This window comes from Stenotrophomonas sp. STEN020 (genome assembly GCF_056760195.1).
Genome location: NZ_JBRREI010000001.1, coordinates 34,093 through 58,570 on the forward strand (window position 1 = coordinate 34,093; position 24,478 = coordinate 58,570).

The following is a 24,478-nucleotide window of genomic DNA, read 5'->3' on the forward strand; positions in this document are numbered from 1 at the left end:
TTTGAGGTTCGTATTGAGCCACTCTTTTACTGGTTGGATCCAGCAAGTGGTAACGCTCGGAGATAAATACTGCGGATGATTTCGGTACTGCCATCACTGTGTTCCCTGCCATTCAGGCATCTTCCATGTGCCCATGCGTGGATTGGAAGATTGCAGTCGTCTTGCTGATCAATGGGTTCTTTCGCCATGAAGCTATGTTCTGGCAAGTTCGTAAGACGCGCTGCGCTTGAGTCGATTCTGGATGCAAAAAGAATGTGGAATGTAAGCGCGAAAGTCACATGCCAGTGAATTCAGTAATGTTGTTGACGGGTTGCAAGTGCGACTTCGGAGTTTATGGGGATGCGTTCATAAATCTTAAGCCCCATGGATGTGTTCCGCGTATCCGTGAGGAGCGGCTTCCTGTGTTTCCCATCACGAAGCTGCAACGCGTTTGGCAGCTTCTTAGGCGACGCGGTATTGACGCAAACGTTGGTTAGCGGCCGGAGTGGGAAATTGCGATTGGAGCAGCGTTGCGCGTTCGGCGTACATATACCAGCCACGGCAGCTATTCCCCGCGCACACGACCTTCCTTGGTCTGGATACGAATACTTTTGAGGTAGTGGATGAGCAGTTTCGATAAGCGCTTGGCTTCCGGTAGGAGGGGCGCAGCACAGAGGCCCGTTGCTACCTGGGCAGTCATCGCTTTGGCCTGCATGGCGGCGATGAGTGTGAGCGCAAGGGGTGAGGATGAGCTTCTTCAATTCGAGCAGGTCGCCCCCGCTAGCCGTGCAAGTGACGTTGCTGCCGATGCGCGACGTTTTGCTTCGCAGTTGGGCGAGATCGGTGCCGGAGCGTCGAAGGCCAATTCACCTTCCGTTGTAGTGCGGTCGGTTCGCGAAAGCCTCGCGATTCCAGTGTCCGATGGGCTGTTGGACGATGTACTTGTGTTCGAGCGCCTTCCACTCCTACTGGTAGATATGCCGGATGTTGCCAGCGAGGCTACTCCTGCGGCTGAGGCATTGGTTGCGCCGATCGTACTATTGAGTGCCTTGCTGCCCGCGCCTGGCGCCGTCGCGCAGGGTGCGCCAGGTGCAAGGAAGGGCGAGGTACCCGAGGCTGAGCTGCGCAGCATGTTCCTGAGCATGGTTGATGCTGCAAGGGCGCGCAGCCCGGCGGTAGCCGGCGCGTTTGCGCAACATGCTGCCTCCAGGGCTGATATCTCTGAAGCAAGAGGTCAGCGCTATCCGCAGTTGGATATCAGCGCTCGCGGGATTTCCCGTGAGTTGGGCCCCAACGCCGCCTCGGGTACCGGCGATCCGTCACTGAGCTTGGGTATAACCACCACACTGTTCGACTGGGGGCGGGTTCGCAAGACCATCGAAAGTCGCATCTACCTTGCTGACGCCGCGGATTCAGCGGTGCAGGCGCAGTTGGAGTCTTCGGCATACGATGTAACCTCAAATCTGGTTGAGCTCGCCAAGCAGCGCATCGTTGTGGCAACCAGTCAGCGCTATGTTGACCGCATGGCGGAGCTGGTAAAAATGCTTGAAGGTATCGCTGCTGTCGACCCCGGCCGAGTGAGTGAGCTTACCCAGGCCAGGGCACGATTGCTGCAAGCCGAAGCATCGCGTAGCGCAGCAGATTCCAAATCGCGTGACATCGAAATCAACCTGCGCAGGATGGTAGGTGACCGTGCACTGCCAAGCCTGCCGAGTTCGCAGTACTGGGATATTCGACTGCCTGAAATGACTTGGCTGCTGGCCGCATCGCTGCATCATCCGACCGTGTTGCAGGCCAGAGCTTCAGCACGCTCGTCAGATATGCAGGCCGATGCGGTGCGGTCAGCACTTCTGCCGCAGGTCAACTGGGTGGTGAGCAAAAATACCGGCGATGACATCTACGGGCGCGAGTCTGCATGGCAGACCGGTGTGACGCTGTCCTGGTCCGCGTTCCGCGGTGGATCAGGCCGCGCATCGGAACAAGCAGCGCGGCAGCGCGCACAGGCAGGTTGGATGGCTGCCGAGCAACAGGTACAGGATCTGGAATACCGTATTCGCGCGACAAACCAGGATGCTCGTTCGCTGGCCGATCGCGCCGATCTCTATCGTGGGCTGTCTTTGGAATCGGACAAGATTCGAGCAGCGTTCTACGAGCAGTGGTATCACCTCGGACGGCGTACGTTGCTCGATGTCCTGTCTTCGGAAAGCGAACACTACAACAACCAGATTGGTGAAGTTTCGAGCCGATTTGATGGATACCAAGCAATAGTCAGGCAGTACGCAAGCGCAGGGACGCTGCTGAGCTGGCTTGGCGCTGACAGGTAAGTGCCTGGTTTGGTACGCAATGTGTAGGTGAATGGCAACTTGGGATGCCAACGTGGGACTGTTTGCCGTTACCTCGCGTCTCATGCTACGGCGAGCTGAATTTTGAGACTTTCCCTATGTATGGAGTCTCTAGCGACAAACATACTGGTAGCAACGAGGCGGCCGCTCATGGCTCGTCGGAGAATTTCGACGTTCGCCACTGAACTGCCGGTTTTAACAGTGAGTTTGGAAATGGTAGCCCCTTCACCGGAGAAGCGAATCGTTCGCCTTTCCGCAGAGTGGCGGGCCGGAAAATCGATAGTGAGGAATATGGTATGTCTTTGAATGGAACGATGAAACGAGCTGTATCGGCCGTTGCTGGGGCGACGGCTTGCTTTCTTGTATCTGCAGCTGCGCATGCGGAAATCCCCGCGTCTGCTTTTGGCGATTACTACCAGTCGGTACCAGCAGTGGCAGCCAATCAAAGCCAGGTGATCTACTACCATGCTGGAGCAGCTGGCGAGCAGGCCACCGCAACCAACGTATATATCGACAACGAGTTTCATACCAGCCTCCTGCCAGGCGCATTTACTGTGTTCTGTATCACCCCGGGTGCACACGGCCTGAATGCTGTACTGGACGATGCGCCGCACTATGAAGGCAAGAAGGCGCAGCCGCGAACAACGCTGGTAGGCGGTATGACCTACTTCCTGAAGGTAGACGAGGACGGTGCGTTGTTGCCGACGGCGGTCACGCGTTCGGACGCGGAGCATGAACTTGCTGGCAGCCGGCGTCAGGTTCACGTCCTGTCGCGCGCGTCTGCTGTGATGGATTGCAACTATGCGGTGACAGTGAAGCGTCAGGAATACACCCTGTCCGGCGATGTGTTGTTTGCGTTCGGAAAGGCCGGCTACGCCGATGTCCGCGCCGATGGCCGTGGCGCCGTGGCCGCAATTGCAAATCAGCTGAAGAAGGACGGTGTGGGGATTGATCGGATCGATGTGGTGGGCCACACCGATCCAATCGGTAGCGAGGAAGCCAATGAGACGTTGGGGATGATACGCGCGCAGACCGTGCAGAAAATGCTGGCTGAGAGCGGTTTGTTCGTAGGCGATATATCAGTTCATTCCAAAGGTTATCGCGAGCTGTTAGTCGACAACTGTCGGGGTGATCGTGCGCGTTTGATTGTCTGCAATGCGCCGAACCGCCGCGTCGTCATTCAGGCATACGCGCATCGCGAGTAGGGCGCTGGTACTGAACGGCGGCGTTGAGTTGCCGCTCAATATTGACTATATGCCGCGTCGCATCAGTTGGCGTGAGCGGGCACTACGGAGTGATGTTCGGATGGTAGTTGATCGTATGAAAGGTATGGCCGTGCTGGTCCTGCTCACTGCCGCAAGTGTGGTACTTGCGGCAGGTCCCGCAGCGGCGAAACGTGATCGCACATCTGACCGGCTTTACTCAGAGGTGGGGGCAGTAGGGCAAGACCAGGCTCAGGTTGTTTACTATCGCTCCGTAGATGCCAACGGCGCCGCAGTCGCGAATGTCTATCTGGACGGGGAGTTCATCACCGCGCTGAACCCAGGCAGCTATACCGCCTTTTGTTTGGTGCCTGGTCGACACATGTTGGGTTCCTACCTTGATGACGCTCCAATCTATGCAGGAAAGAATGAAGAGTTGTACGCAGCGACGTTGAAAGGCGGTGCGACCTACTACCTCAAGGTTCGCGAGAAGGGCGGCAATCACCCGTTGCCGGTACCCAGGGCAATAGCTTCCACAGAACTGATTGGAAAGTGGCAGCAGACCCATCTGCTGTCGCGCGCCTCCATGGCTGAGCATTGCCGTCACTACGGCTATCTGGATGCACCAATGTCGGTTCTCCGTGAGTACGTTCTTTCAGCTGATTCGATGCTCAATGGCCTGAACGGAATAAGTGCGTCTGGCAGCGACCACATTCAATCGCTGCTTGCAGACCTGCAGCATGAAGGCGCGCAGATAATTCGTGTGGAAGTGGAGGGACATACCGATCCGATGGGTTCCTCGGCCGACAATCAGCTGCTGGGCCAGCGTTGGGCTGACATCGTTCGCAGTGCGTTGATCAGCCACGGTGTTCCGCAGTCGATGGCGGATTCAACCAGCGCGGGTAGCCGTGCGCTGGTGAAGCACGGTTGCTACGGTAGTGCTGAGCAGCAGCGTGTCTGCTATGCGCCAAATCGCAGGATTGTGCTGCGCGTGGAAGTGCGCCAGGCAGCGGCGCCTTGAATAAAGGAAGTGATTCCGATCGTTGGATCAAGGGCTGCATTCATTTTGGATGACCAGACTGATCGTTCTGGTTCGTTGTCTGGGTTGATGGGGAGCACTAACCAGCATGCTGTCTGGAGCCTGCTTGGTGTTGCTGGGATTTGCGGTGTAGAGGAGTTGATTCAGTGAAATGGTCAGTGATGGCGCCACTCCGCGTTGCGGTTTTGGATGACCACTACTTAATACAGATGGCGTTGGAGCTGCGCTTGTCACGCGAAGCAGATATGAAGGTTGTTGGCGTTTACTCGAACAGCAGGGATCTGCTTGCTTCATTGGGTGATACTCCAGCAGATCTGCTGGTGCTTGACTATGCACTGGGTGCAAGTGAGTTGGACGGTTTGCATCTGATCGGTTTGATTCGTCGTCGATTCCCTACGCTTTGCATACTTATTTCGTCCTCGGCGGAGACGCCGTCCGTCGTCAATCTCTCGCTCAGTGCTGGCGCTAATGGCTTCTTCGGGAAGTCAGAGAGCGCCGAACTGCTGGTTGAGGCAATTCGCAAGGTGGCCTCGGGCGAGACTTATGTATCGCCAGGGCTGGCCTACCGTCTGGGACGACAGCCGCTGCCTGCGGGACGCCCATCTCCCGATGTAAAGGGCGCGCAGCGCCTACTGAATGATCCTTCGCTCTCGCCCAAGGAGCGTGAGGTGCTGCGCTGCTGTCTGGACGGGATGTCGGTTTCGCAGATATCACGCAAGTTCATGCGCAGCATGAAGACCATCAGCGGCCAGAAACAATCCGCGTTCCGAAAGCTTGGCGTCCGCACTGATGCAGAGCTGTTCAAGCTTCAGCATAGCCTCGCCACCGGCTGATTGAATTTCTGAGTATCGCAACCATGCCGCACATCATGTTGAGGCGCCGCTTCATCCGTGCGGCACCGGCCCTCGCTGTTCTTCTATTGCTGTTGGCGGGTTCCGCTTTGGCTGCCGCTGAGACGGTCAGGGAGGTGACTTTGTTGGCACGCAGCAGCATTCCAAACATTGCGCTTGAGCTGGGTAAAGGAGATCGCGATTGGGTGCGCTCCAAAGGTACGCTGGTGATGGGTGTTGCCCCGCCAAGCTTCATGCCGCTTGAAGTGTTCTCTGGCAACGACTGCTATGAGGGAATCACTGCCGATGCGTTTGGGGCGATCGGTGAAGTGCTTGGCGTGAAGTTGCGGGTTGTTCGCTACCCGGACCGAGTAGCTGCCTTGCGTGCATTGGAGATTGGCGCGGTCGACATGGTTGGCAGCGCCAACAACTACGAACTCGCACAGCATGCCGTGCGTTTGACGCAGCGCTATGTTGAAGATACGCCGGTGCTGTACGTGCGCAAAGCAGAGCGTAGGCGTATGCCGCCGGCGTTGGCTGGTATGCGTATCGCGGTAGCCCAGGACTATCTGCCACAAGTCCAGATCCGCGATCTGTATCCGGATGCGATCATCTCCACTTACCGTTCGCGCGAACAAGCGCTCGCCTCGCTTGCATTTGGTAGTGCGGATCTGTACCTGGGGGATGCGGTTTCAAGCAACTATCTGGTCAATCTGAGTTACTTCAACTACGTTCGGACGATGGCGGTTCCGCGCACCGATACCGGCGGCTTTGCGTTCGCGGTGCACGAGGATGCGCTGACCTTGGAACGCGTCATCAATCTTGCGCTGGAGCAGCTTCAACAGACCCACGGGAGTGAGATTCTGAAGCGTTGGTCTGGCGGTGGCGGGATCGTACCATCGGCACGGATAGAACTGACGCCTGAAGAGCAACGCTGGATCAGCGAGAATCCGGTGGTGCGTTTCGTCGCAAGCAATGACACGGCGCCACTTTCCTACTTTGATACCGATGGGCGTTTCAGCGGATTGAGTGCTGACATCATGCGCGCTATCGCGCAGCGTACCGGCTTGGAATTCGAACCGGTACGGGTATCCCGGCTCGATCAACAGATGGCTGCACTGGAGACTGGAACAGCAGATGTGACCATGTTGGTACTGACCCATTCGCGTGCACAGCGGTTTACCTTCTCGCGGCCGTTCGTGCAGACATCATTCGGAATAGTTACGCGTGAAGAAGCCGGTAGTCCGTTGTCATTGAGCGATCTCCGCGGCAAGCGTATCGCGTTGCCGGCTCATCATGCGTTGACGGAAATGTTGTTGCCCGCATCGGACTTTAAGTTCATCGAGACCGATACGCTGGCGGCGGCAATGGAGCTGGTGAAAGACGGCAAGGCGGACGCGACGATTGCATTCCTGCCAATGGCGCTCTACTACACATCCGTCCTGCATGACGAAAAGTTGCGTGTGTCAGACGTAGTAGAGGACACGCCTGCGTGGTTGGCCATCGCTACGCGCAAGGGCATGCCCGAGCTTGCCAGCATCATCGACAAAGCGATGCTGCAAATTCCCCCAGATGAAGTAGATATCTTCCAGAACCGTTGGCGGCCGCGTCCGGACGCCTCGCCAGCAACGTGGACCGACTTCCGTGCACTTATCTACAAGATTACCGCGGGGACATTGCTGCTGATCCTGGTGTCGCTGCTATGGAATGTGCACATCCGCTCGCAATACCGCCGTCGTCAGTTGGCTGAGGACGCGCTTGGTGAGCAGTTGAACTTCATGCGTTCGTTGATAAACGGAACGCCACACCCCATCTATGTTCGTGACCAGCAAGGGCGTCTGGTGACCTGCAACAGCAACTATCTCGACATGCTGGCGGTCACCGAGAACAAGGTGCTCGGCAAGACATCGATGGAAGGTGCGAAGCTGGATCCGTTCGAAGCACAGAGTTTCCACGACGACTATCTGTGGGTGATGGCCAACGGCAAGCCGCTGGAGGTGGATCGCACTCTGCACCTGCCAGGTCGGGTGCTGAGCATCTACCACTGGATCTACCCCTACTTCGACTCGCAAGGGCAAGCCAAGGGCGTGGTTTGCGGTTGGATCGATGTGAGTGATCGTCTGCATCTGATGGAAGAGTTGCGCCGTGCGCTCGATGCCGCTGATCAGTCGAGCCGGGCCAAGACCACGTTTCTGGCGACCATGAGCCATGAGATACGCACACCCATGAGCGCCATCATCGGCATGCTCGAGCTTGCGCAGAAGCACGCCGATCAAGGGCGTCTCGATAGGGCGGCCATTGCGGTTGCATATGATTCGGCGCATGGTCTGCTGGAGTTGATCGGTGACATTCTGGACGTGGTGCGCATCGAGTCTGGCCACGTCAGCCTGAGCCCGAAGCGCGCCAATCTACGCGAGATGACCGAGTCGGTTGCGCGGGTGTTCAATGGACTGGCCCGGCAGAAGGCCTTGCATCTTGTTGTGGAGCTGGACCCCAGCGTGGATCGTGACGTGTCCATCGACCCGATGCGCTTCAAGCAAGTGCTGTCCAATCTGGTTGGCAATGCCATCAAGTTCACTGATCGCGGGCAGGTTACGATACGGGTCAGTACTGTTTCAGTGGCGAGAGCGCAGCTTCGTCTGCAGCTGGAAGTTGCCGATACCGGCATAGGCATCGCCGATGCTGATATCGCGCGCCTGTTTGATCCCTTCGCGCAGGCCGATCACGGCCACAGCACACGCGGGGGTACCGGCCTGGGCTTGCCGATATGCAAGTTCCTGTGTGAGCTGATGGGGGGAGACATCTCCATCCGAAGTAGGCTCGGTGAAGGAACCTCGGTGGTGCTGAATCTGCCGCTGGAGGTGCTGCCTGCGATTCCGGGGGCGGCCGAAGTTGTGCAGATTGTGGATGCCAAGCATCCAAGCTTGAAGGTTCTGGTGGTTGATGACCACTCTGCCAATCGCACCCTGCTGACCCAGCAGTTGGTATTTCTCGGGCAGCGTGTCCGCAGCGCATCCGATGGGCGTGAAGGCCTGGATTGTTGGCTTGAGGAGCGCGTCGATGTTGTCGTGACCGACTGCAACATGCCGGTGATGAATGGCCATGAGATGGCAAGGGCCATTCGCCGGCATGAAAAAGCTTCTGGCTTGCCGCCTTGCGTGATCATCGGCTTCACCGCCAACGCGCAGCCGGAGGAGCGGGCCAAATGCATAGCCTCGGGCATGAATGATTGTCTTTTCAAGCCAGTCAGCCTCAGTGCGCTTTCCAGCATGCTGGTGGCGCTGGGTGAGGCTGCCGATACCGTGGCAGCAGCGCCGCGTCAGCAACAGATCCAGGACGTTGCCGCGACACTACATGAGTTGACCGGAGGTGACGCTGCGATGACACGCAGTCTGGTTGCTGAGGCGCACAAGAGTTTCTTGCGCGACTTGGCCGAATTGCTGGCTTTGCTGCCAAGATTCGAACCGAGGGGGATGTCCAATCTTGTCCATCGCATCAACGGTGGCGTGCGTCTGTTGCAGGTTACGCATCTGATGGATATCTGCGACCGAATTGAGTTCCTTTGCGAACAGCCTGAGGTAGAGCTCGGCGAGGTCACAGTAAACGCACAGTTCATTGCGCGCGAGCTGCCCGAGATCATCGCGGTGCTGGCTGCCATGTGTAGGTGCCAAGCGGAGACCTGATCGGCAGGTATCGCCGATCAGACCGTGGTATCAGCCACGGGCGATGCCAAGTATCCGTTCGGCGATTCTGTCCAGCGGCAGCACCTCATCGGCCGCGCCCAAACGCACCGCGCTACCTGGCATGCCCCATACGACCGAACTTGCTTCGTCCTGGGCCAATGTGGTCGCGCCGGCCTGTTTCATCTCCAGCAGGCCGCGTGCTCCGTCTTCGCCCATGCCGGTCAGGATCACTCCAACTGCATTGGCGCCGGCGTTTTGCGCGACAGAGCGGAACAGCACATCGACCGCTGGTTTATGCAGGTTGACCGGCACGCCGTCGTCTACCCGGCAACGCCAACGGGCGCCGTCGCGTATGACCCGCAGATGCTGGCCGCCAGCGGGCAGGTAGGCGTGACCGGGTAGAATGGCTTCACCGTCGCTGGCCTCGCGTACAGACATCGCCGAGTGTCGGTCCAGACGCTCGGCAAAGGCCGCACTGAAGCTGGCTGGCAGGTGCTGGGTCATGACAACGGCAGGTGCATCGGCAGGCATTGCTTCCAGCACCACGCGCAGCGCTTCGGTGCCGCCGGCCGAAGCGCCGATGGCGATCAGGCGGTCGGTGGTGCGGAAGCCGAGGCTGCTGACGCTGGCCGGGCGCTGCAGCGGCCGACGTGGACCGCCGGCGATGGCGCGCACCCGCGAGCGGGCGGCCATCTTTACTTTGCAGCGGATTTCTTCCGCGTACGCGTCCAGACCGCGGGCGACGTCGAGTTTGGGTTTGGCGACGAAGTCTACCGCACCCAGCGCCAGCGCCTGCAGCGTGGTATCGGCGCCGCGTTCGGTCAGCGACGACACCATCACCACGGGCATCGGGTGCAGGCGCATCAGGTTTTCGAGGAAGGCCAAGCCGTCCATGCGCGGCATTTCAACGTCCAGCGTCAACACGTCCGGGTTGAGCCGTTTGATCTTCTCCCTAGCCAGCAGCGGGTCCGCAGCGGTGCCGACGACTTCAATGGCCGGGTCGGCGGCGAGGATCTCGGTCAATACCTGGCGTACCAGGGCCGAATCGTCGACGATCAGAACCCGGCAGGGTGCCTGCAACATCATTCGAACAACTCCACGCCACCACTGACCGGGGTGTGCGAAAGACGGGCGCGGACGGCAGTTTCGGTGGCAACCACTTCAGCATCATGTGCATGCGGCAAACGCTGTACCACGACGCGGCCGGTTATCGGGAAGAACCAGATCTTGCGCGGATGAATGCCGCATAGATCTTCAGCAATAATCGGAATGTGCTCGGCACGCAGGTACTGGCGCACAAACTCGGCGTTACGGGTGCCCACCGGATTGCTGGTGAAGCCTTTGAGCACGTTGGCGCCGCCAAACACCTTGGCTTCCAGCCGCTTGCGGTGGGCGCCGCGCTTGAGCAGGTCATTGATCAACAGTTCCATGGCGTAGCTGCCATAACGTGCAGGCGCGCCGTCGCCGATATTGCCTTCAGGCAGCAGGAAATGATTCATACCGCCGATGCCGAGAATGGGATCGCGGATGCAGGCCGCCACGCAGGAGCCAAGGATTGTGGTTAGCGCGGTATCGTCGTCTACCACCAGGTATTGGGTTGGTAGCAGCTTGGCGGCAATCGTCTGGAACCGGGTGTCTCGGTAACGCATCACCTCATCGGGGTAGTGCTGCGGGTTCTTCATGCGCCGTTCCTGCTGCTGCGGCGGTACAAGGTGCGGCCGCACGGCTGGATCAGATCGGCTGCGTGCAGATAGTTCTCGGAATGACCGGTGTAGAGCAGGCTGTCATTGTCCATGTGCTGCACGAGGCGCGAAAGGATGCCGCGCTGGGTTGGCTTGTCGAAGTAGATCATTACGTTGCGGCAAAACAGCGCATCGAAGGGGCCGCCCACGTCATAGCGGTTGGCCAGAAGATTGAGCGGGCGGAACTCGATCAGGGCGCGCAGGGCAGGGACTACCCGGCACTTGCCCTCATTTGGACCACTGCCACGTTGGAAATAGCGGCGCTTCATGGCCGGGTCCAAACCGGCGATACGGTCCATCGCGTAGACACCCTGGCTGGCGGTGGCCAGCACCTGGGTGTCGACGTCGGTGGCGATGATGCGGACCGGCGGGGTCATTGACGAGAAGGCCTCGCAAGCGGTGATGGCCATGGAGTAGGGCTCCTCACCGGTGGATGCTGCGCACGACCATAGCTTCAATGGACCCTTGGCGGCGCGTGCCTGCAGCTCCTCGCGCAGTTTGTCGAAGTGGTGCGGCTCGCGGAAGAACGAGGTGAGGTTGGTGGTCAGGGCATTGGTGAAGGCCTGCCATTCCTCGCCGCCGTGTTGTTCAAGCTGGTCCAGGTAATCCTTGAACGAGTGCAGGCCAAGGTTGCGCAGCCGCCGCGACAGGCGGCCATAGACCATGTCGCGCTTGGCCGGCGCCAGCGCGATGCCGGCACGGGCATGGATGAGTTCGCAGACGCGACGGAAGTCGCGGTCGTTGAACTCGAAGTCCCGCTGGTTGCTGTCCAGATCGATCATGGTGGCAGTCTGCTCAGCTGGCCAGGGCGAGTGCTTGTGGACGGGCTGCCGCTGCAGGCTGCGCGCTCAGTTGGAATACCGCCACCGCCTGGTCCAGCAGGCCGGCCTGTTCTTCCATTGCCCGGGCAGCGGCGGTTGCTTCCTCAACGAGGGCGGCGTTCTGCTGGGTGGTCTCGTCCATCTGCATGACGGTCTGGTTGACCTGCTCGATGCCGGCCGACTGCTCCTGCGAAGCTGCAGAAATCTCGGCCATGATGTCGGTGACGCGTTGCACCGCGGTAACGATTTCGCCCATGGTGGAGCCGGCCTGCTGCACCAACTGCGAGCCCTCGTCCACGCGCTCGACCGAGTCCTCGATCAGCGATTTGATTTCCTTGGCTGCACCGGCCGAGCGTTGGGCAAGGGTACGTACTTCAGCGGCAACTACCGCAAAGCCGCGGCCTTGTTCACCGGCTCGCGCTGCTTCCACTGCGGCGTTCAGCGCCAGGATGTTGGTCTGGAAGGCGATTCCATCGATCACGCTGATGATGTCGGCGATGCGGCGTGAGGACTGCTGGATCTGACCCATGGTGGTGACGACTTCTTCGACCACGAGACCGCCGCGCGAGGCCACGCCAGCAGCACCAATGGCGAGCTGGTTGGCCTGGCGGGCGGACTCCGCGTTCTGGCGGACGGTTGAGGTCAGCTCCTCCATCGATGCGGCGGTTTCTTCAAGGTTGGCGGCCTGCATTTCGGTGCGGCGCGAGAGATCAGCGTTGCCGGTGGCAATCTCACCCGCGGCCAGATTGATGCTGTCAGCCGACTGCTGGATGCCTGAAACAATGCCTGCAAGCTGGGTGACGGTGCTGTTGGCATCTTCACGCATGCTGGCGAAGACACCCTGTGCGTCGCCGCTCAGTTTGACGGTGAGGTCGCCATCGGCAAGCGCCTGCAGTAGACGCGATACCTCGCTGAGGTTGTCGTCGCTGACCTGCATCATGTTGTTCAGCGAGCGCACCATTGCATGGAAGTCGTACTCGAAGCGGTCTTCATCGCCGCGCTGGCTGAAGTCGCCGGCAGCTGCTGCGCTGCCCAGGCGCTTGATCTCGCTATTGATGGCGGCGAGGTTGTTCTTGATTGCGGCCATCGTGTCGGTGATGACGCGCTTGTCGCCCGGCAGCAGCGGCATGTCCTGGCTGAGGTCGCCAACGGCGTAGCGCTGTGCCAAGGCGATCACCTGCATTTTGACGTCGATGTGGTTGCTGACCAATACGTTGGTTTCTTCCACCATCACCCCGTAGTCGCCGGGGAAGACGCTGGCGTCGATGCGATAGCGGATCATGCCGGCGTCATGCTGGCGCGCCATTTCGGCTTGCGCGCCAATCACGGCGCGCAGCTGGTCCTGCATGTGCGCCATGCTGCTCAGCAGCTGGCCGGTTTCATCCTTGCTGGGCGCGGCGATGCGGTTGTCCATGCGGCCATTGGCAATAGCGGTGGCCACGGCGGTTGCGTTGCGCAACGGCAGCACGATGCGGTTGCCGATGATCCAGCTCAACGCCAGAACCAGCAGTACCAGCACGCCGCCGGCCACCGTCATCACCGCGGTAAACTTCAGGGCCTGGGCCTGCAGATCGTCCATGTACATGCCGCTGGAAACCACCCAGTTCCATGGCTTGTACATGCCTGCATAGGTGAGCTTGCCTACCACGCCTTCCTCGCCGGGCTTGGCCCAGCTGTAGGCGACATAGCCGCCGCCCTGGCGTGCGGCTTCAACCTGGTCGTAGTACAGGCGTACGCCGTCCTGGTCGCGGAAATCCTTCATATCCTTGCCGACCAGGTCAGCACGGAACGGATGCATCAACAGCACGTACTTGTTGCTGTAGATGTTGAAGTAGTTGACGTCACCGTCGGAGCGCATTTTTTCCAACGCGGCCATCGCGTACTTCTGCGCGTCTTCCAATGGCATCGCGCCGGCTGCAGCTTCCTTGGCGTAATGATCGAGAACGCCGTAGCTCATTTCCACTTGGGCACGCAGCGCGGCCTTGCGGGTTTCGTACAGGTCCAGGTACTGCATGCGCGCCGCTATGACCGACAGAGCGATAACTCCAATGACGATCAAAGCCGTCAACAGGTTCAGCTTGCGCCTGACGGAGATGTTGGAAATGTAGTTGTTCCAGAGCGAAGCGATATTCATCGAATCTGCCGCCAACCTTGCGGTATTGGCGCTGCGTGAGGGGTTACCGGGTTATCGGCCGAAAAGGGCATGAGTTGAGTGGTTTGAAGGGGTCGGACTGATACGTGACATGGAGCTGTTCACCTGGCTGTGGTGCTGATGCGGATTGCTGCATGCCGCGGTTGTGGGAACGGTGTCAGCCGCGAAGCTGGCAATGCTGGAATGGTCGCTAGCTGTGTCAGCTGTTGGTGCTGGAGCTTCGCGACTTACGCCGCTCCCACAAGGGAAAAAAAATCCGATGCCAGAGGTCTGGCATCGGATTCCGGGTTGCGCAATGGCCTGGCTGGACAGGGTTTAGCCAGACTGTTGACGATATCGCTTAGAACTCCTGCCAGTCCGAGTCGGCCAGCTCGGCTACCGCGGTCCGTGCCGCTGCGGTACGACGACGCGGTGCGGGTGCCGGAGCCTGGCTTGCAGGGCGGGGTGCCGGTTCACGCGAGGACTTGGGACTGCTGGTCTCGATGGCGCCATCTTCCAATTGGAACACCGACACGACGTTTGCCAGCTGCGCCGCCTGCTCCTCCATCGAGCGGGCGGAGGCGGTGGCTTCTTCCACCAGTGCGGCATTCTGCTGGGTGGTTTCGTCCATCTGCACGATGGTCTGGTTGACCTGCTCGATGCCGGCGGACTGTTCCTGCGAGGCAGCGGAAATCTCGGCCATGATGTCGGTCACGCGTTGCACCGAGGCGACGATCTCGCCCATGGTGGTACCGGCCTTGCGGACCAGTGCCGAACCATCGGCGACCTTGCCGACGGAGTCGTCGATCAGGCCCTTGATCTCCTTGGCCGCACCAGCCGAACGCTGTGCCAGGGTACGAACTTCCGATGCAACCACGGCAAAGCCGCGGCCCTGTTCGCCAGCACGTGCGGCTTCCACTGCTGCATTCAAGGCCAGGATATTGGTCTGGAAGGCGATGCCGTCGATCACCGAGATGATCTCGGCGATCTTGCGCGAGGACTGCTCGATCTGGGTCATGGTGGTGACCACCTGGCTGACCACGTCACCGCCCTGCGAGGCCACCGAGGCGGCGCCGATGGCGAGCTGGTTGGCCTGGCGTGCTGATTCTGCGTTCTGGCGCACGGTGGAGGTCAGTTCCTCCATCGAAGCGGCGGTTTCCTCCAGATTGGCAGCCTGCTGTTCGGTGCGGCGCGACAGATCGTTGTTGCCTGCGGCAATTTCGGTAGCGGCCGAGTTGATCGACACCGACGACTGCTTGATGCGGCCTACAATGCCGGTCAGTTGCTCGGCGGTGGCATTGGCATCGTCACGCATGGAGGCGAAAACGCCCTGGTACTCGCCATGCATGCGCACGGTCAGGTCGCCGCGGGACAGGCCGGACAACAGGTTGGATATCTGCTCCAGGCTGCTGGCGTTGGCGTCGAGCAGGCCGTTGATCTGGCTGGCCAGCTGCAGGAAGAAGCCATCCTTGTCCGCCGTGCCAATGCGGCCGCTGAGGTCGCCAGCAGCGGCAGCCTCGATGATGCGCGCAACTTCTTTCTCGACCTGGGCTTCGGTGCTGCGGTCGCGCCATTCAACTACGTGACCGACGGGGACATTGTTCTCGTCACGGATTACCGAAATGGTCTGCGCGAACTCGGCTTCTCCGAAGCGCAGCTCGCGCTTGAATACGCCATTCCTGTCCAGTGCTTCGAGAACCTTGCTGTCGACTTCGCCGCGCTGCTCAAGTGCGGTCACCGGCTGACCGACCAGCGGCTTGGTGGTATCGAAGTGGCTCAGCGCGCTGCTGATCTGCTCGCTGTACTGGTCCAGCGTATCGAGCAGGGCGCGATTTGCGTAGACGATGTTGAGGTCGTTGTTGGTCAGGTAGACGCCGGTGGACGAATAGTCCAGGGCGGTGCGGATACGCAGATTTTCGTTGGCGATGACCTGATCGCGTTCGATGCGTTCGCGCAGGTCACGTTGCATGCGCTGCATGGCACGTAGCAGATCACCTACTTCATCGGCGCGTGAGACGTCGATGGAGCCATCCAGCTTGCCGCTTGCCACTTCGGTGGCTACGTCAACGGCGCCGCGCATTGCTTTCACCAGCGAACCGGCGAATAACCAGATCAGTGCCAGACCTGCAGCGCCGCCAACCAGGACAGCGATGATGATAAGCAGGGCCGATGCACGATAGGTTTCGGCGGCTTGCTTGGCGGCTGCCTGGGCGCGGGTATTGTCATTTGCAGCAAGAGCTTGCAGTGCTGCATAGGCGTTGCGATGCAGGTTGCGGGTTTCGCCAACGAAGGTGTCGATGGCGTCATCCGGCAGATCCAGCGCCAGCATCTCGGTGACCGCGTCATAGGAAGCTACGGTCTTGCCCCAGTCGGCAACAAATTTGTCGAACAGCTTCTTCTGTTCGGGATTGTCGATCAGCTTCGGATAGGCAGCGATGGTGGTGTCTATCTGCATGCGCAGTTGCGCTGCACGTGTCTTCGCATCGGCTTTGACGTCATCGCTGGCGCGCACAAGGCTCTGGTAGGAGGCGTTGCGGTATTCGCTGACCATGCCGCTCAGCTCGCCGGTTGCGCGCAGGCTGGGCGTGCGTTTCTCAGCAAGGTCGGTAGTGACATTGTTCAGCGAGTGCAGGCCGCGATAGGCGACGACGCCCTGCAACAACATGACAAACAGCACGACGCCGAAAGTAAGCATCAGCTTCGGCTTCAGTTTCAGCGAGTTGATCCACAGCATCTTGCGCGATCTCCGGTAACAGGCCCCGCCATGTCACGGGTGCGGGGTGGCACGCCGGCAGTGCCGGCGTGACGAAAGGCGGGTTACTTGATGTTTGCCAGCTTCAGGTTGGCCGGCGATGCCACTTCGATTTCGGCGCGAGATGCGTCGCGCTGGATCTTGCCGATCACGCAGACGGTCTTGCCTTCCAGGGTTTCCAGCGGGAAACCGAACTTGCTGCGGTTGCTGCCGGCGATGCGTGCGGAGAAGGTGTGACGCGGGAACACGCCGCCCATGTGCAGGAAGGTCGGCTGGCCTTCGGAGCCTTCAGCGTAGCGGGCTTTCTCGACCTTGCCGCAGACCATGCCGTCCTTGCCGGCGAAACGCGCAGCGGTTTCCGGCGGGATCATCTCGGCATCGGCAACGGCGTCGAACGCGACGGTTGCCAGTACGGTGGCGGCAAACAGCGGAAGTACATGCTTGTACATCGGAAACTCCGGGATGGGAAAGTAGGGCCGGTCGGGGAGGACAGGCATGCAATGGCTATCGGCCTGCAAAAGCCGCGCTTGAGTTGCATGCGCGAAACTGTGATCGGCTTTGCGAAACGGCCGTTCAGGCAGCTTCTTCGGCAGCGCTCGGCTGGCCGAGGTCGGCGGTGTCGAGCAGGGTCTCGATATCCAGCAGGATCAGCATGCGATCGTCCTGGGTGCCGATACCGGAAATGAAGCGGGTATCGACGGCGGCGCCGAACTCCGGAGTCGGGCGGATCTGCTCGGCGTTGAGCGGGATCACGTCGGACACGCTGTCCACCACGATGCCGACAACGCGGTCTTCGACGTTGAGCACGATCATCACGGTGAAGGCGTCATAGCGGGCTTCATCCAGGCGCAGCTTCAGGCGCAGGTCGATGACCGGCACGATGGTGCCGCGCAGGTTGATGACGCCCTTGATGTAATCCGGCGCGTCGGGGACGCGGGTGACGGCATCATAGCCGCGGATTTCCTGCACTTTGAGGATATCCACACCGTAGTGCTCATTGCCGAGGGTGAAGCTGAGGTACTCGCCGCCGGTGGTGTCGGCGGACGTGCTGCGGGAGTCATTCATGGCGGATCCTGGTCCTGGCGGGCTGCCGGTGTGGTGCGGCTGATGCACCGGTATCGGCGTTGCGGCGGGGGACTTTAGGAGGTCCGCTGGGGAAAGCTCCGGAGCGAAAGGCGCCTGGTTCGAAATGTGCGAACGATCATGTTTCAAGGCGCCATTTTTTTGTCATTTCGGGGCGAAAAGTGGCGCTGGTCTGGCCGCTCGGTTGCAGGTAGTGATAGGGGCTGGACCGGGTCGGTTCGGTGTTGGCTTCGGTTGAGAACCCCGCCTGCGCAGGAATGACGGCTCAATAGCGCCGGCCAGCGCCCCAAGCCCGCCGGGCGTCCACCTCAATCGCCGTTGCTACGTGCCTTGCGCAAACGGTCAATGCGGAAGATATAGCGCTGGATGCTGTTGTCCGCGCCGCGCGGCAGATCGTCGAAACGCAGCCCGATGCGGGTCATCTCGGTGCCGTTGGGTTGTTTCTGTTGGCGCAGGTTGCAGACCACCAGTGGGGTTGGGATCGGCGCGCTTTCTGGGATCTCCAGCACGCAGTTATAGCGGCTCTGCAGCTTGAGCAGGTTCTGATCTGGCGGGAGCAGCAGTGCGATGCCGCCAGCGCTGATGTCCAGTACCCGCCAGCGAGTGGCCTCACCGCCGTCCGGGTCTGGGAGTACGCAGTAAGGCGAGTCGCCGACGGGGGTCTCCAGGCGGTAGAACTCGCGCCGCTGCAGGTGATAGACCTCCTCCGGCAGCGGTACTTCAAAAGCAACATGGCCGTCGTGGTCAATGCGGCGCTGGCCTTCCAGCTGGAAGCGCACTGTGACCTTGTCGACCTGCCCAAAGCAGAGCAGGGTGCCGGCGGTTTCGACCGTGCGGTTGATCGAGGGTACCGGGCTGGCGTCGAGCACCAAACCGTGCGTATCCACGTCCAACACCGCCGAAGGAAAGGCCTGATCACGCCCGTCCGGGTGCACATTGATCATTGAGCGCTGATCGATCATGGCCTGCAACAGGTGCCGCACCTGATGCGGGTTGCGCACCATGTAGCGGTCGTCGGCATACAGGTTGCCGGCGTGCGGGTTGGGCGTCGGTGCGGGCGATTCTTGGTCGGGCATGGACACGGTTACGGTTGGGTCGATGATCGGTGCAGCGCTGAAGGCAGTGCCACAAACTGTGATAACGGCCGCCTTTTTAACATCTTTAGCTGGACTGTTACGAGCCTCCGCAGTCCGCGGCGGATGTGCCGACACAGCATCGCAGCACTTTCCTTGATCGTGGGGTGCCAGCAACGTAGCAGTCATCGCAGTGTTGGGGCTCTGTTCTCCCGACCGCGCTTGGCTCGGATGCGAGGTTCAGGTTGAGGATGAGAAAAAACCGATGCCAGAGGCCTGGCATCGGTTCATAGGCAGCCCGCACGACAGTTGGGCACCAGCGCGGGTGCAGCGAGGGCGCTTTTGCCCTGGGCGGCAGCGGGCAGGACGGAGAGTTCCTGCCTGCCGCCGCCAACATCGCCTAGAACTCCTGCCAGTCATCCGTGCTGGCAACCGGTGCGCGGCTGGCCGGTTTGGGGATGGCCCGCAATGCCGGACGGCCACGCGGCGGCGCTGCGCCTGGGCTGGCAGCGACCTTGGCCAACGAGGCACTTACCGAGCCAGCCAGACGGAACTGTGCCACTGCATCGGTGAGCTGATGTGCCTGATCCTCCATCGAGCGTGCTGCGGCGGTGGCTTCTTCGACCAGCGCCGCATTCTGCTGGGTGCTTTCGTCCATCTGCATGACGGTCTGGTTGACCTGGTCGATGCCGGTGGACTGTTCCTGTGAAGCAGAGGAAATATCGGCCATGATGGTGGTGACGCGCTGCACCGAGGCAACGATCTCGTCCATTGTGTTGCCGGCGTTGCGCACCAGTTGTGAGCCCTCGGCGACCTTGTCGACCGAGTTGTCGATCAATCCCTTGATCTCCTTGGCCGCTGCCGCCGAACGCTGCGCCAGCGTGCGCACTTCAGAGGCAACCACCGCAAAGCCGCGACCCTGGTCGCCCGCACGCGCTGCTTCCACCGCTGCATTGAGGGCGAGGATGTTGGTCTGGAAGGCGATGCCATCGATCACGCTGATGATGTCAGCGATCTTCTTCGATGAGGCTTCGATCGCGCTCATGGTAGTCACCACCTGCCCAACCACGCTGCCACCCTGTGCAGCGACCTCGGCGGCACCGCGCGCGAGCTGATCGGCCTGGCGCGCATGCTCTGCGTTTTGGCGTACGGTGGAGGTGAGTTCCTCCATGGACGCAGCGGTTTCTTCCAGGTTGGCCGCCTGCTGCTCGGTGCGGCGCGAGAGATCATCGTTGCCGGTGGCGATTTCGCTGGCCGAAAGGCTGATACTGCCGCTGGCTGCCTGGATGCGCGAGACGATGCTGGTCAGCTGATCCATGGTGGCGTTGCCATCGTCACGCATGCGGGCAAAAACCCCTCGGAAATCGCCTTCCATACGCTGGGTCAAATCGCCCTGGGCAACCGCCTTCAGCAGTTGCGAAAGGTGTCCAAGGTTGTCCTCCGTGGTTTCCATCAGCGAGTTGACGCCACCGACCATATCGCGGAAGTCGTGTTCGAACTGGTCTGCATTGCCACGTTGGCTGAAGTCGCCGGCCGCGGCGGCATGGGCCAGGCGCTTGATCTCGTTGTTGATCGTCGAAAGACTGGCTTTGGTGCTGTCCATGGCCTGGGTGATGGCGGCTTTCTCGCCAGGCAGACGATCCATGTCAACCGAAAGATCGCCACGGGCGTAGTGGCGCATCACCTCGACTACCCTCATCTTGACGCCGATGTGCTGCGCAACCAGTGTGTTGACTTCGCGCACCATGCGTCCGTACTCGCCGGGGAAGCGGGATTCGTCGATGCGGAAGCTGATCGTCCCTTGGTCGTGTTCACGCGCCATCTCGATCTGCGCGCCGATAACGGCCTTCAATTGGTTCTGCACGCGCTGCATCGATGCAAGCAGGGCACCGACTTCGTCCTTGCGGCTGCCGTCGATGTTGCTGTCCAAGCGACCATTGGCGACATCGTCCGCGGCGCGTAGTGCATCGTTCACCGGTCGCACGATGGCGCGCACGATCACTACGCCCAGGGCGACGGACAACATGCCGAGCAGCAGCATGCAGACGATGATGGCCGTAGTGCTGCGTGTCTGCGCAGCCTTGGCTGCTGTGACTTCCTTGTCCAGTACCGAGGCAACGTGACCGCTGAGTTTCTCTACCGCGTCAAACAGGTCGCGGCGGCTGACGCGTGATTGATCGTTGGATATGGTCTGGGCCAGTTCGAATTGACCTTCGTTGATCGCTTTCTCCATCAAGGCATGCGCACTGAAGTAGGCTTCCAGGGTCTTGCCCAGTTCGGCGTACAGACTCTGCTGGGTGCTTTCGGCGGGCAGTGCTTCGTATTGCTTGCGGTGCTCGGCCAGTTTCTGTCGTTGTTCGATGATGCGTTGGTTGTACTCGGCAACGAAGGCTGGCTCGTTCAGATGGGAAAGCTGGGACAACTCGGCGATGCGGATCTCGGCCAGGTCCGCGCGCATCCGCTCCAGATACTGCACGGCCGGCATGTAGCGGCTGCTGACCTGGTCGAGCTGGGCGGTGGCCTGGTGCAGGCGCTGTACGGCAAAGCCGCCCATGGCGAGGGTGGTCAGCGTGGTCAGGGTGAAAGCAACTGCGAGTTTTCTGGCGATGCTGAGGTTGCGAAAGAACTCCATCTCTGACTCTCCGGATCGACTGCAGATATGGGCGCTGCGCAGGTCGCTTTCCAACCGTCTTTCGCACAGCGTTGTGTCTACGCCGCAAGCCTATGCGGGCGTTGTCATAGCCGATAACGGCGTTATCTGAGTGTGCTGTAGGGTTCTATCTGTCTGGAATTCTGAAGAATTCAGCGCAATTGTTCACGCGGAAATCACGTCACTTAGCTGTTCAAAGACATCATGAAAATTCGGTGACGGCGCCGAAATGTGGAATGTGCGCCCATTCACTATTTCACATTATTTCAGCAGATCTCTTACGATCAGCCGCAGCTTGTGGTCTCAGCCCAATTTCCCGTCAGGCGCACTGACGGAAAGAAAAAAAGCCCCCGGCACTGGGTGCCGGGGGCTTTCAATGGGCTTGGTTGGATCAGAACTCCTGCCAGTCTCCATCATCCATTTTCCGCACTGCCTGTCCGCCGCGGGCGCTGTTGACGATCGGGCGCAGACGCTGTTGCGGTCTCTGTGTGACGCCAGTAGCCGGTGCCTTGGCTGCGGGCTTGCTGGTGGTGTCAGCGGCGATGCGGAATACCGCCACGGCCTCGGTCAGCTGGTTGGCCTGGTCTTCCATGGAGCGGGCGGCGGCGGTGGCTTCCTCCACCAGCGCGGCGTTCTGCTGGGTGGTTTCGTCCATCTGCATGACGGTCTGGTTGACCTGGTCGATGCCGGCGCTCTGTTCCTGCGAGGCCGCCGAGATCTCGGCCATGATGTCGGTCACGCGCTGCACCGAGGTGACGATCTCGTCCATGGTGGTGCCGGCTTGCTGTACCAGTGCCGAGCCTTCACCGACCTTGCCGACCGAGTCGTCGATCAGACCCTTGATTTCCTTGGCGGCAGCGGCCGAACGCTGGGCGAGGGTGCGTACTTCCGAGGCGACCACCGCGAAGCCGCGGCCCTGTTCGCCGGCACGTGCAGCTTCGACGGCAGCATTGAGCGCCAGGATATTGGTCTGGAAGGCGATGCCGTCGATCACGCTGATGATGTCGCCGATCTTCTTCGACGAGGCTTCAATCGCGCTCATGGTGGTGACCACCTGACCAACGACGTTGCCGCCCTGGCTGGCGACGCCATGCGCGCCGATGGCAAGCTGGTTGGCCTGACGGGCGTGCTCGGCGTTCTGGCGCACGGTGGAAGTCAGTTCCTCCATCGAGGCCGCGGTTTCTTCCAGGTTGGCGGCCTGCTGCTCGGTACGACGCGACAGATCGCTGTTGCCGGTGGCGATTTCGGTCGCGGCCAGGTTGATGCTGGATGCGGCGTGCTGGATGCGGCTGATGATGCTGGTGAGCTGCTCGACGGTGGCGTTGGCATCGTCGCGCATATCGGCGAATACGCCGTGGAAGTCGCCCTGCATCTTCGCGGTCAAGTCGCCGCGGGCGATGGCCTGCAGCAGTTTGGAGAGCTCGGACAGATTGCCGTCGGTGGTCTCCATCAGCTGGTTGAGGCTGGCCACCATGTCGCGGAAGTCGTGCTGGTAGGCGTTGGCATCGCCGCGCACCGAGAAGTCACCTTGGGCGGCAGCACCGGCCAGACGTTTGATCTCGCTGTTGATCGCGGCCAGGCTGGCCTTGACCGCATCAACGGTCTCGGTGATGACCGCCTTCTCGCCGGGCAGGCGTTCGATGTCGACGGACAGGTCGCCGTTGGAATAGCGCTTGATGACATCCAGTGCCGACAGCAGCGTCTGGATGTGTGAGTTCACCAAAGCGTTGCTTTCCTTGACCATGACCCCGTAGTCGCCGGGGAATGCGGCCTCGTCCATGCGATAGCTGATGGTGCCGGCATCATGCTGCTGGGCCATCTGGCGCTGTGCGCCGATCACCGATTGCAGCTGCGATTGCATGCGCTGCATGGAGCTGAGCAGGGCGCCGAGTTCATCATCGCGCTGTACGCTGACTGCGTTGTCGAGCTTGCCGGCGGCGATGTTGTCGGACAGTCTGACTGCTTCGTTCAACGGCTTGAAAACATATTTCCGCAGCAGTAAGAACAGCGCGCCACACAACAGCAGGGCGGCAGCAATACCAACCAGCACAATCGTCCACAGCAGGGCACGTGCCTGCTGCATCAGCAGGGCGCGTGGAACCACCACGCCGAAGGCGAAGGTCTGTTCGGCGTTGCCTATCTTCAGCGGCACATAGGTTTCCACCATGTCCTGGTCGAGTGCATCGTCGTGGTGCTGCTCGAAGCTGATCTTGCCGCTGGCGGTATTGGCCAGCACCGCGCGGGTGTCCGCGTCGTCGGCCTTGCTGCCGACCTTGGCCGGGTCGCGGTCGGCGATAATGGTGCCGACCGGTGATAGCAGGCGTACATAGCCTTCCTGCATCGGGCGCATCTTCGATAGACGATCCTGCAGTGACTGCAGGGCGAAATCCACGGTGACCACACCCAGGAACTGACCGTCCTGCACGATCGGTGTTGCCAGCGTCGTCATCAGAATCTTCTTGCCGCCGATCTCGTAGCTATAGGGCTCCAGCACGGAGGGCTTCTTGTTGGCGGCCGGCTGCAGGTACCAGTCGCCGTCACCAGGTACGTCGTAGCCGCGCAGCGGTTCCTGCACCGGTGCGCCGTCCTGCCAGGCCCAATAGCTCATGAAGCGGCCGCTGGCGTCATGCCCTTCGGCGTCGATATGGGTGGCATCTTCGCCATCGAACGCCTGCGGCTCCCACAAGGTGCCGACGCCCACCCACTGCGGATTGTTCAGTGCTTGGGAGTGCAGCACCTGCGCAGCGCTCAGCCGGCTGAAGCCGCCCTGTTGGCGCATGGCCAAAAAGCTGCGTGACAAGGTGTCGTTGGCTTCGAAGCCATGGCCCAATTCGGTGGAGATGCGCTGGGCTTCGAGCTGGGCGATGTTCTCAAGACTTACCCGCGAGGCCGACAGCAGTGCATCGCTGCTGCGCAGATAGATGAACAGCGCGGTGAGGCCGAATGCGAAGGTCGCGACCAATGCCGTTCCCAGCATCAAGCGCATCGCAATACTGCGGGTGAGGAAATTAGTGGGCAAAGACATGGGTTACTGCTGGCCTGGTAGGTAAGGGGTTTGTCAGTACATCGGCATCTGCAGGCGGAGCTGGAGCGCTTTGTTGCACTGAATAGAAGACGCCCCTATTCAGGGGCGTCGTTTGTTCGTGGACAG

General features: G+C 60.5%; 15 protein-coding genes. 5 read left to right on the top strand and 10 right to left on the bottom strand.

From position 1 onward, the window contains the following. The first annotated feature begins 602 nt into the window (after positions 1–602). From ACVOLZ_RS00075 to ACVOLZ_RS00095, 5 genes are all read left to right on the top strand, one after another. Positions 603–2,303: a TolC family protein gene (locus ACVOLZ_RS00075; protein ID WP_481514584.1), complete on the top strand. Its 1,701-nt coding sequence runs from the start codon at positions 603–605 to the stop codon at positions 2,301–2,303. A 314-nt stretch (positions 2,304–2,617) separates the two neighbouring features. Continuing rightward, positions 2,618–3,526, top strand: a complete 909-nt coding sequence (locus tag ACVOLZ_RS00080) for an OmpA family protein (RefSeq protein WP_481514585.1) — start codon at positions 2,618–2,620, stop codon at positions 3,524–3,526. After that, positions 3,477–4,544, top strand: a complete 1,068-nt coding sequence (locus ACVOLZ_RS00085; RefSeq protein WP_481514586.1) for an OmpA family protein — start codon at positions 3,477–3,479, stop codon at positions 4,542–4,544. The genes ACVOLZ_RS00080 and ACVOLZ_RS00085 overlap by 50 nt, the downstream gene beginning before the upstream one ends. 164 nt (positions 4,545–4,708) lie before the next feature. Next, complete coding sequence (locus tag ACVOLZ_RS00090) at positions 4,709–5,395, top strand: response regulator (protein ID WP_481514587.1); 687 nt, start codon at positions 4,709–4,711, stop codon at positions 5,393–5,395. Positions 5,396–5,598: 203 nt separating this feature from the next. Beyond that, positions 5,599–9,075, top strand: coding sequence for a transporter substrate-binding domain-containing protein (locus ACVOLZ_RS00095; protein WP_481514588.1), 3,477 nt, complete (start codon positions 5,599–5,601; stop codon positions 9,073–9,075). 30 nt (positions 9,076–9,105) lie between these two features. On the opposite strand, the gene ACVOLZ_RS00100 is transcribed toward ACVOLZ_RS00095, so the two are convergent. The 10 genes from ACVOLZ_RS00100 to ACVOLZ_RS00145 all read right to left on the bottom strand — a co-directional run bounded on the left by ACVOLZ_RS00100 (position 9,106) and on the right by ACVOLZ_RS00145 (position 24,352). Beyond that, positions 9,106–10,161, bottom strand: coding sequence for a protein-glutamate methylesterase/protein-glutamine glutaminase (locus ACVOLZ_RS00100; protein WP_481514589.1), 1,056 nt, complete (start codon positions 10,159–10,161; stop codon positions 9,106–9,108). Further along, positions 10,158–10,757 (bottom strand): chemoreceptor glutamine deamidase CheD, encoded by a 600-nt coding sequence (cheD, locus tag ACVOLZ_RS00105; protein ID WP_481514590.1) that lies wholly within the window; start codon positions 10,755–10,757, stop codon positions 10,158–10,160. Before cheD ends, ACVOLZ_RS00100 begins: the two co-directional genes overlap by 4 nt. After that, entirely contained in the window at positions 10,754–11,599 is an 846-nt protein-coding gene (locus ACVOLZ_RS00110; protein WP_481514591.1) for a CheR family methyltransferase, read from the bottom strand. Before ACVOLZ_RS00110 ends, cheD begins: the two co-directional genes overlap by 4 nt. A gap of 13 nt (positions 11,600–11,612) precedes the next feature. Continuing rightward, positions 11,613–13,772 (bottom strand): methyl-accepting chemotaxis protein, encoded by a 2,160-nt coding sequence (locus tag ACVOLZ_RS00115; RefSeq protein ID WP_481514592.1) that lies wholly within the window; start codon positions 13,770–13,772, stop codon positions 11,613–11,615. Between the two features lie 358 nt (positions 13,773–14,130). After that, positions 14,131–16,503, bottom strand: a complete 2,373-nt coding sequence (locus ACVOLZ_RS00120; protein WP_481514593.1) for a methyl-accepting chemotaxis protein — start codon at positions 16,501–16,503, stop codon at positions 14,131–14,133. A gap of 83 nt (positions 16,504–16,586) precedes the next feature. After that, the gene (locus ACVOLZ_RS00125) at positions 16,587–16,970 is read right to left on the bottom strand and encodes a hypothetical protein (protein ID WP_481514594.1); all 384 of its coding nucleotides are present in this window, start codon (positions 16,968–16,970) and stop codon (positions 16,587–16,589) included. Positions 16,971–17,094: 124 nt separating this feature from the next. Next, complete coding sequence (locus tag ACVOLZ_RS00130) at positions 17,095–17,586, bottom strand: chemotaxis protein CheW (RefSeq protein WP_481514595.1); 492 nt, start codon at positions 17,584–17,586, stop codon at positions 17,095–17,097. Positions 17,587–17,912: 326 nt separating this feature from the next. Next, positions 17,913–18,680 carry a flagellar brake protein gene (locus tag ACVOLZ_RS00135; protein WP_481514596.1) on the bottom strand — a complete coding sequence of 256 codons (768 nt, stop codon included), beginning with the start codon at positions 18,678–18,680 and terminating at the stop codon, positions 17,913–17,915. A 397-nt stretch (positions 18,681–19,077) separates the two neighbouring features. Next, positions 19,078–21,309: a methyl-accepting chemotaxis protein gene (locus ACVOLZ_RS00140; RefSeq protein WP_481514597.1), complete on the bottom strand. Its 2,232-nt coding sequence runs from the start codon at positions 21,307–21,309 to the stop codon at positions 19,078–19,080. Between the two features lie 409 nt (positions 21,310–21,718). After that, complete coding sequence (locus ACVOLZ_RS00145) at positions 21,719–24,352, bottom strand: methyl-accepting chemotaxis protein (protein ID WP_481514598.1); 2,634 nt, start codon at positions 24,350–24,352, stop codon at positions 21,719–21,721. Positions 24,353–24,478: the final 126 nt, after the last annotated feature.

Bases quoted from the DNA above. Each gene is read 5' to 3' on its own strand.
- ACVOLZ_RS00075 (WP_481514584.1), top strand. From the start codon at position 603: ATGAGCAGTTTCGATAAGCGCTTGGCTTCCGGTAGGAGGGGCGCAGCA.
- ACVOLZ_RS00080 (WP_481514585.1), top strand. From the start codon at position 2,618: ATGTCTTTGAATGGAACGATGAAACGAGCTGTATCGGCCGTTGCTGGG.
- ACVOLZ_RS00085 (WP_481514586.1), top strand. From the start codon at position 3,477: ATGCGCCGAACCGCCGCGTCGTCATTCAGGCATACGCGCATCGCGAGT.
- ACVOLZ_RS00100 (WP_481514589.1), bottom strand. From the start codon at position 10,161: ATGATGTTGCAGGCACCCTGCCGGGTTCTGATCGTCGACGATTCGGCC.
- cheD (WP_481514590.1), bottom strand. From the start codon at position 10,757: ATGAAGAACCCGCAGCACTACCCCGATGAGGTGATGCGTTACCGAGAC.
- ACVOLZ_RS00110 (WP_481514591.1), bottom strand. From the start codon at position 11,599: ATGATCGATCTGGACAGCAACCAGCGGGACTTCGAGTTCAACGACCGC.
- ACVOLZ_RS00115 (WP_481514592.1), bottom strand. From the start codon at position 13,772: ATGAATATCGCTTCGCTCTGGAACAACTACATTTCCAACATCTCCGTC.
- ACVOLZ_RS00120 (WP_481514593.1), bottom strand. From the start codon at position 16,503: ATGCTGTGGATCAACTCGCTGAAACTGAAGCCGAAGCTGATGCTTACT.
- ACVOLZ_RS00125 (WP_481514594.1), bottom strand. From the start codon at position 16,970: ATGTACAAGCATGTACTTCCGCTGTTTGCCGCCACCGTACTGGCAACC.
- ACVOLZ_RS00130 (WP_481514595.1), bottom strand. From the start codon at position 17,586: ATGAATGACTCCCGCAGCACGTCCGCCGACACCACCGGCGGCGAGTAC.
- ACVOLZ_RS00135 (WP_481514596.1), bottom strand. From the start codon at position 18,680: ATGCCCGACCAAGAATCGCCCGCACCGACGCCCAACCCGCACGCCGGC.
- ACVOLZ_RS00140 (WP_481514597.1), bottom strand. From the start codon at position 21,309: ATGGAGTTCTTTCGCAACCTCAGCATCGCCAGAAAACTCGCAGTTGCT.
- ACVOLZ_RS00145 (WP_481514598.1), bottom strand. From the start codon at position 24,352: ATGTCTTTGCCCACTAATTTCCTCACCCGCAGTATTGCGATGCGCTTG.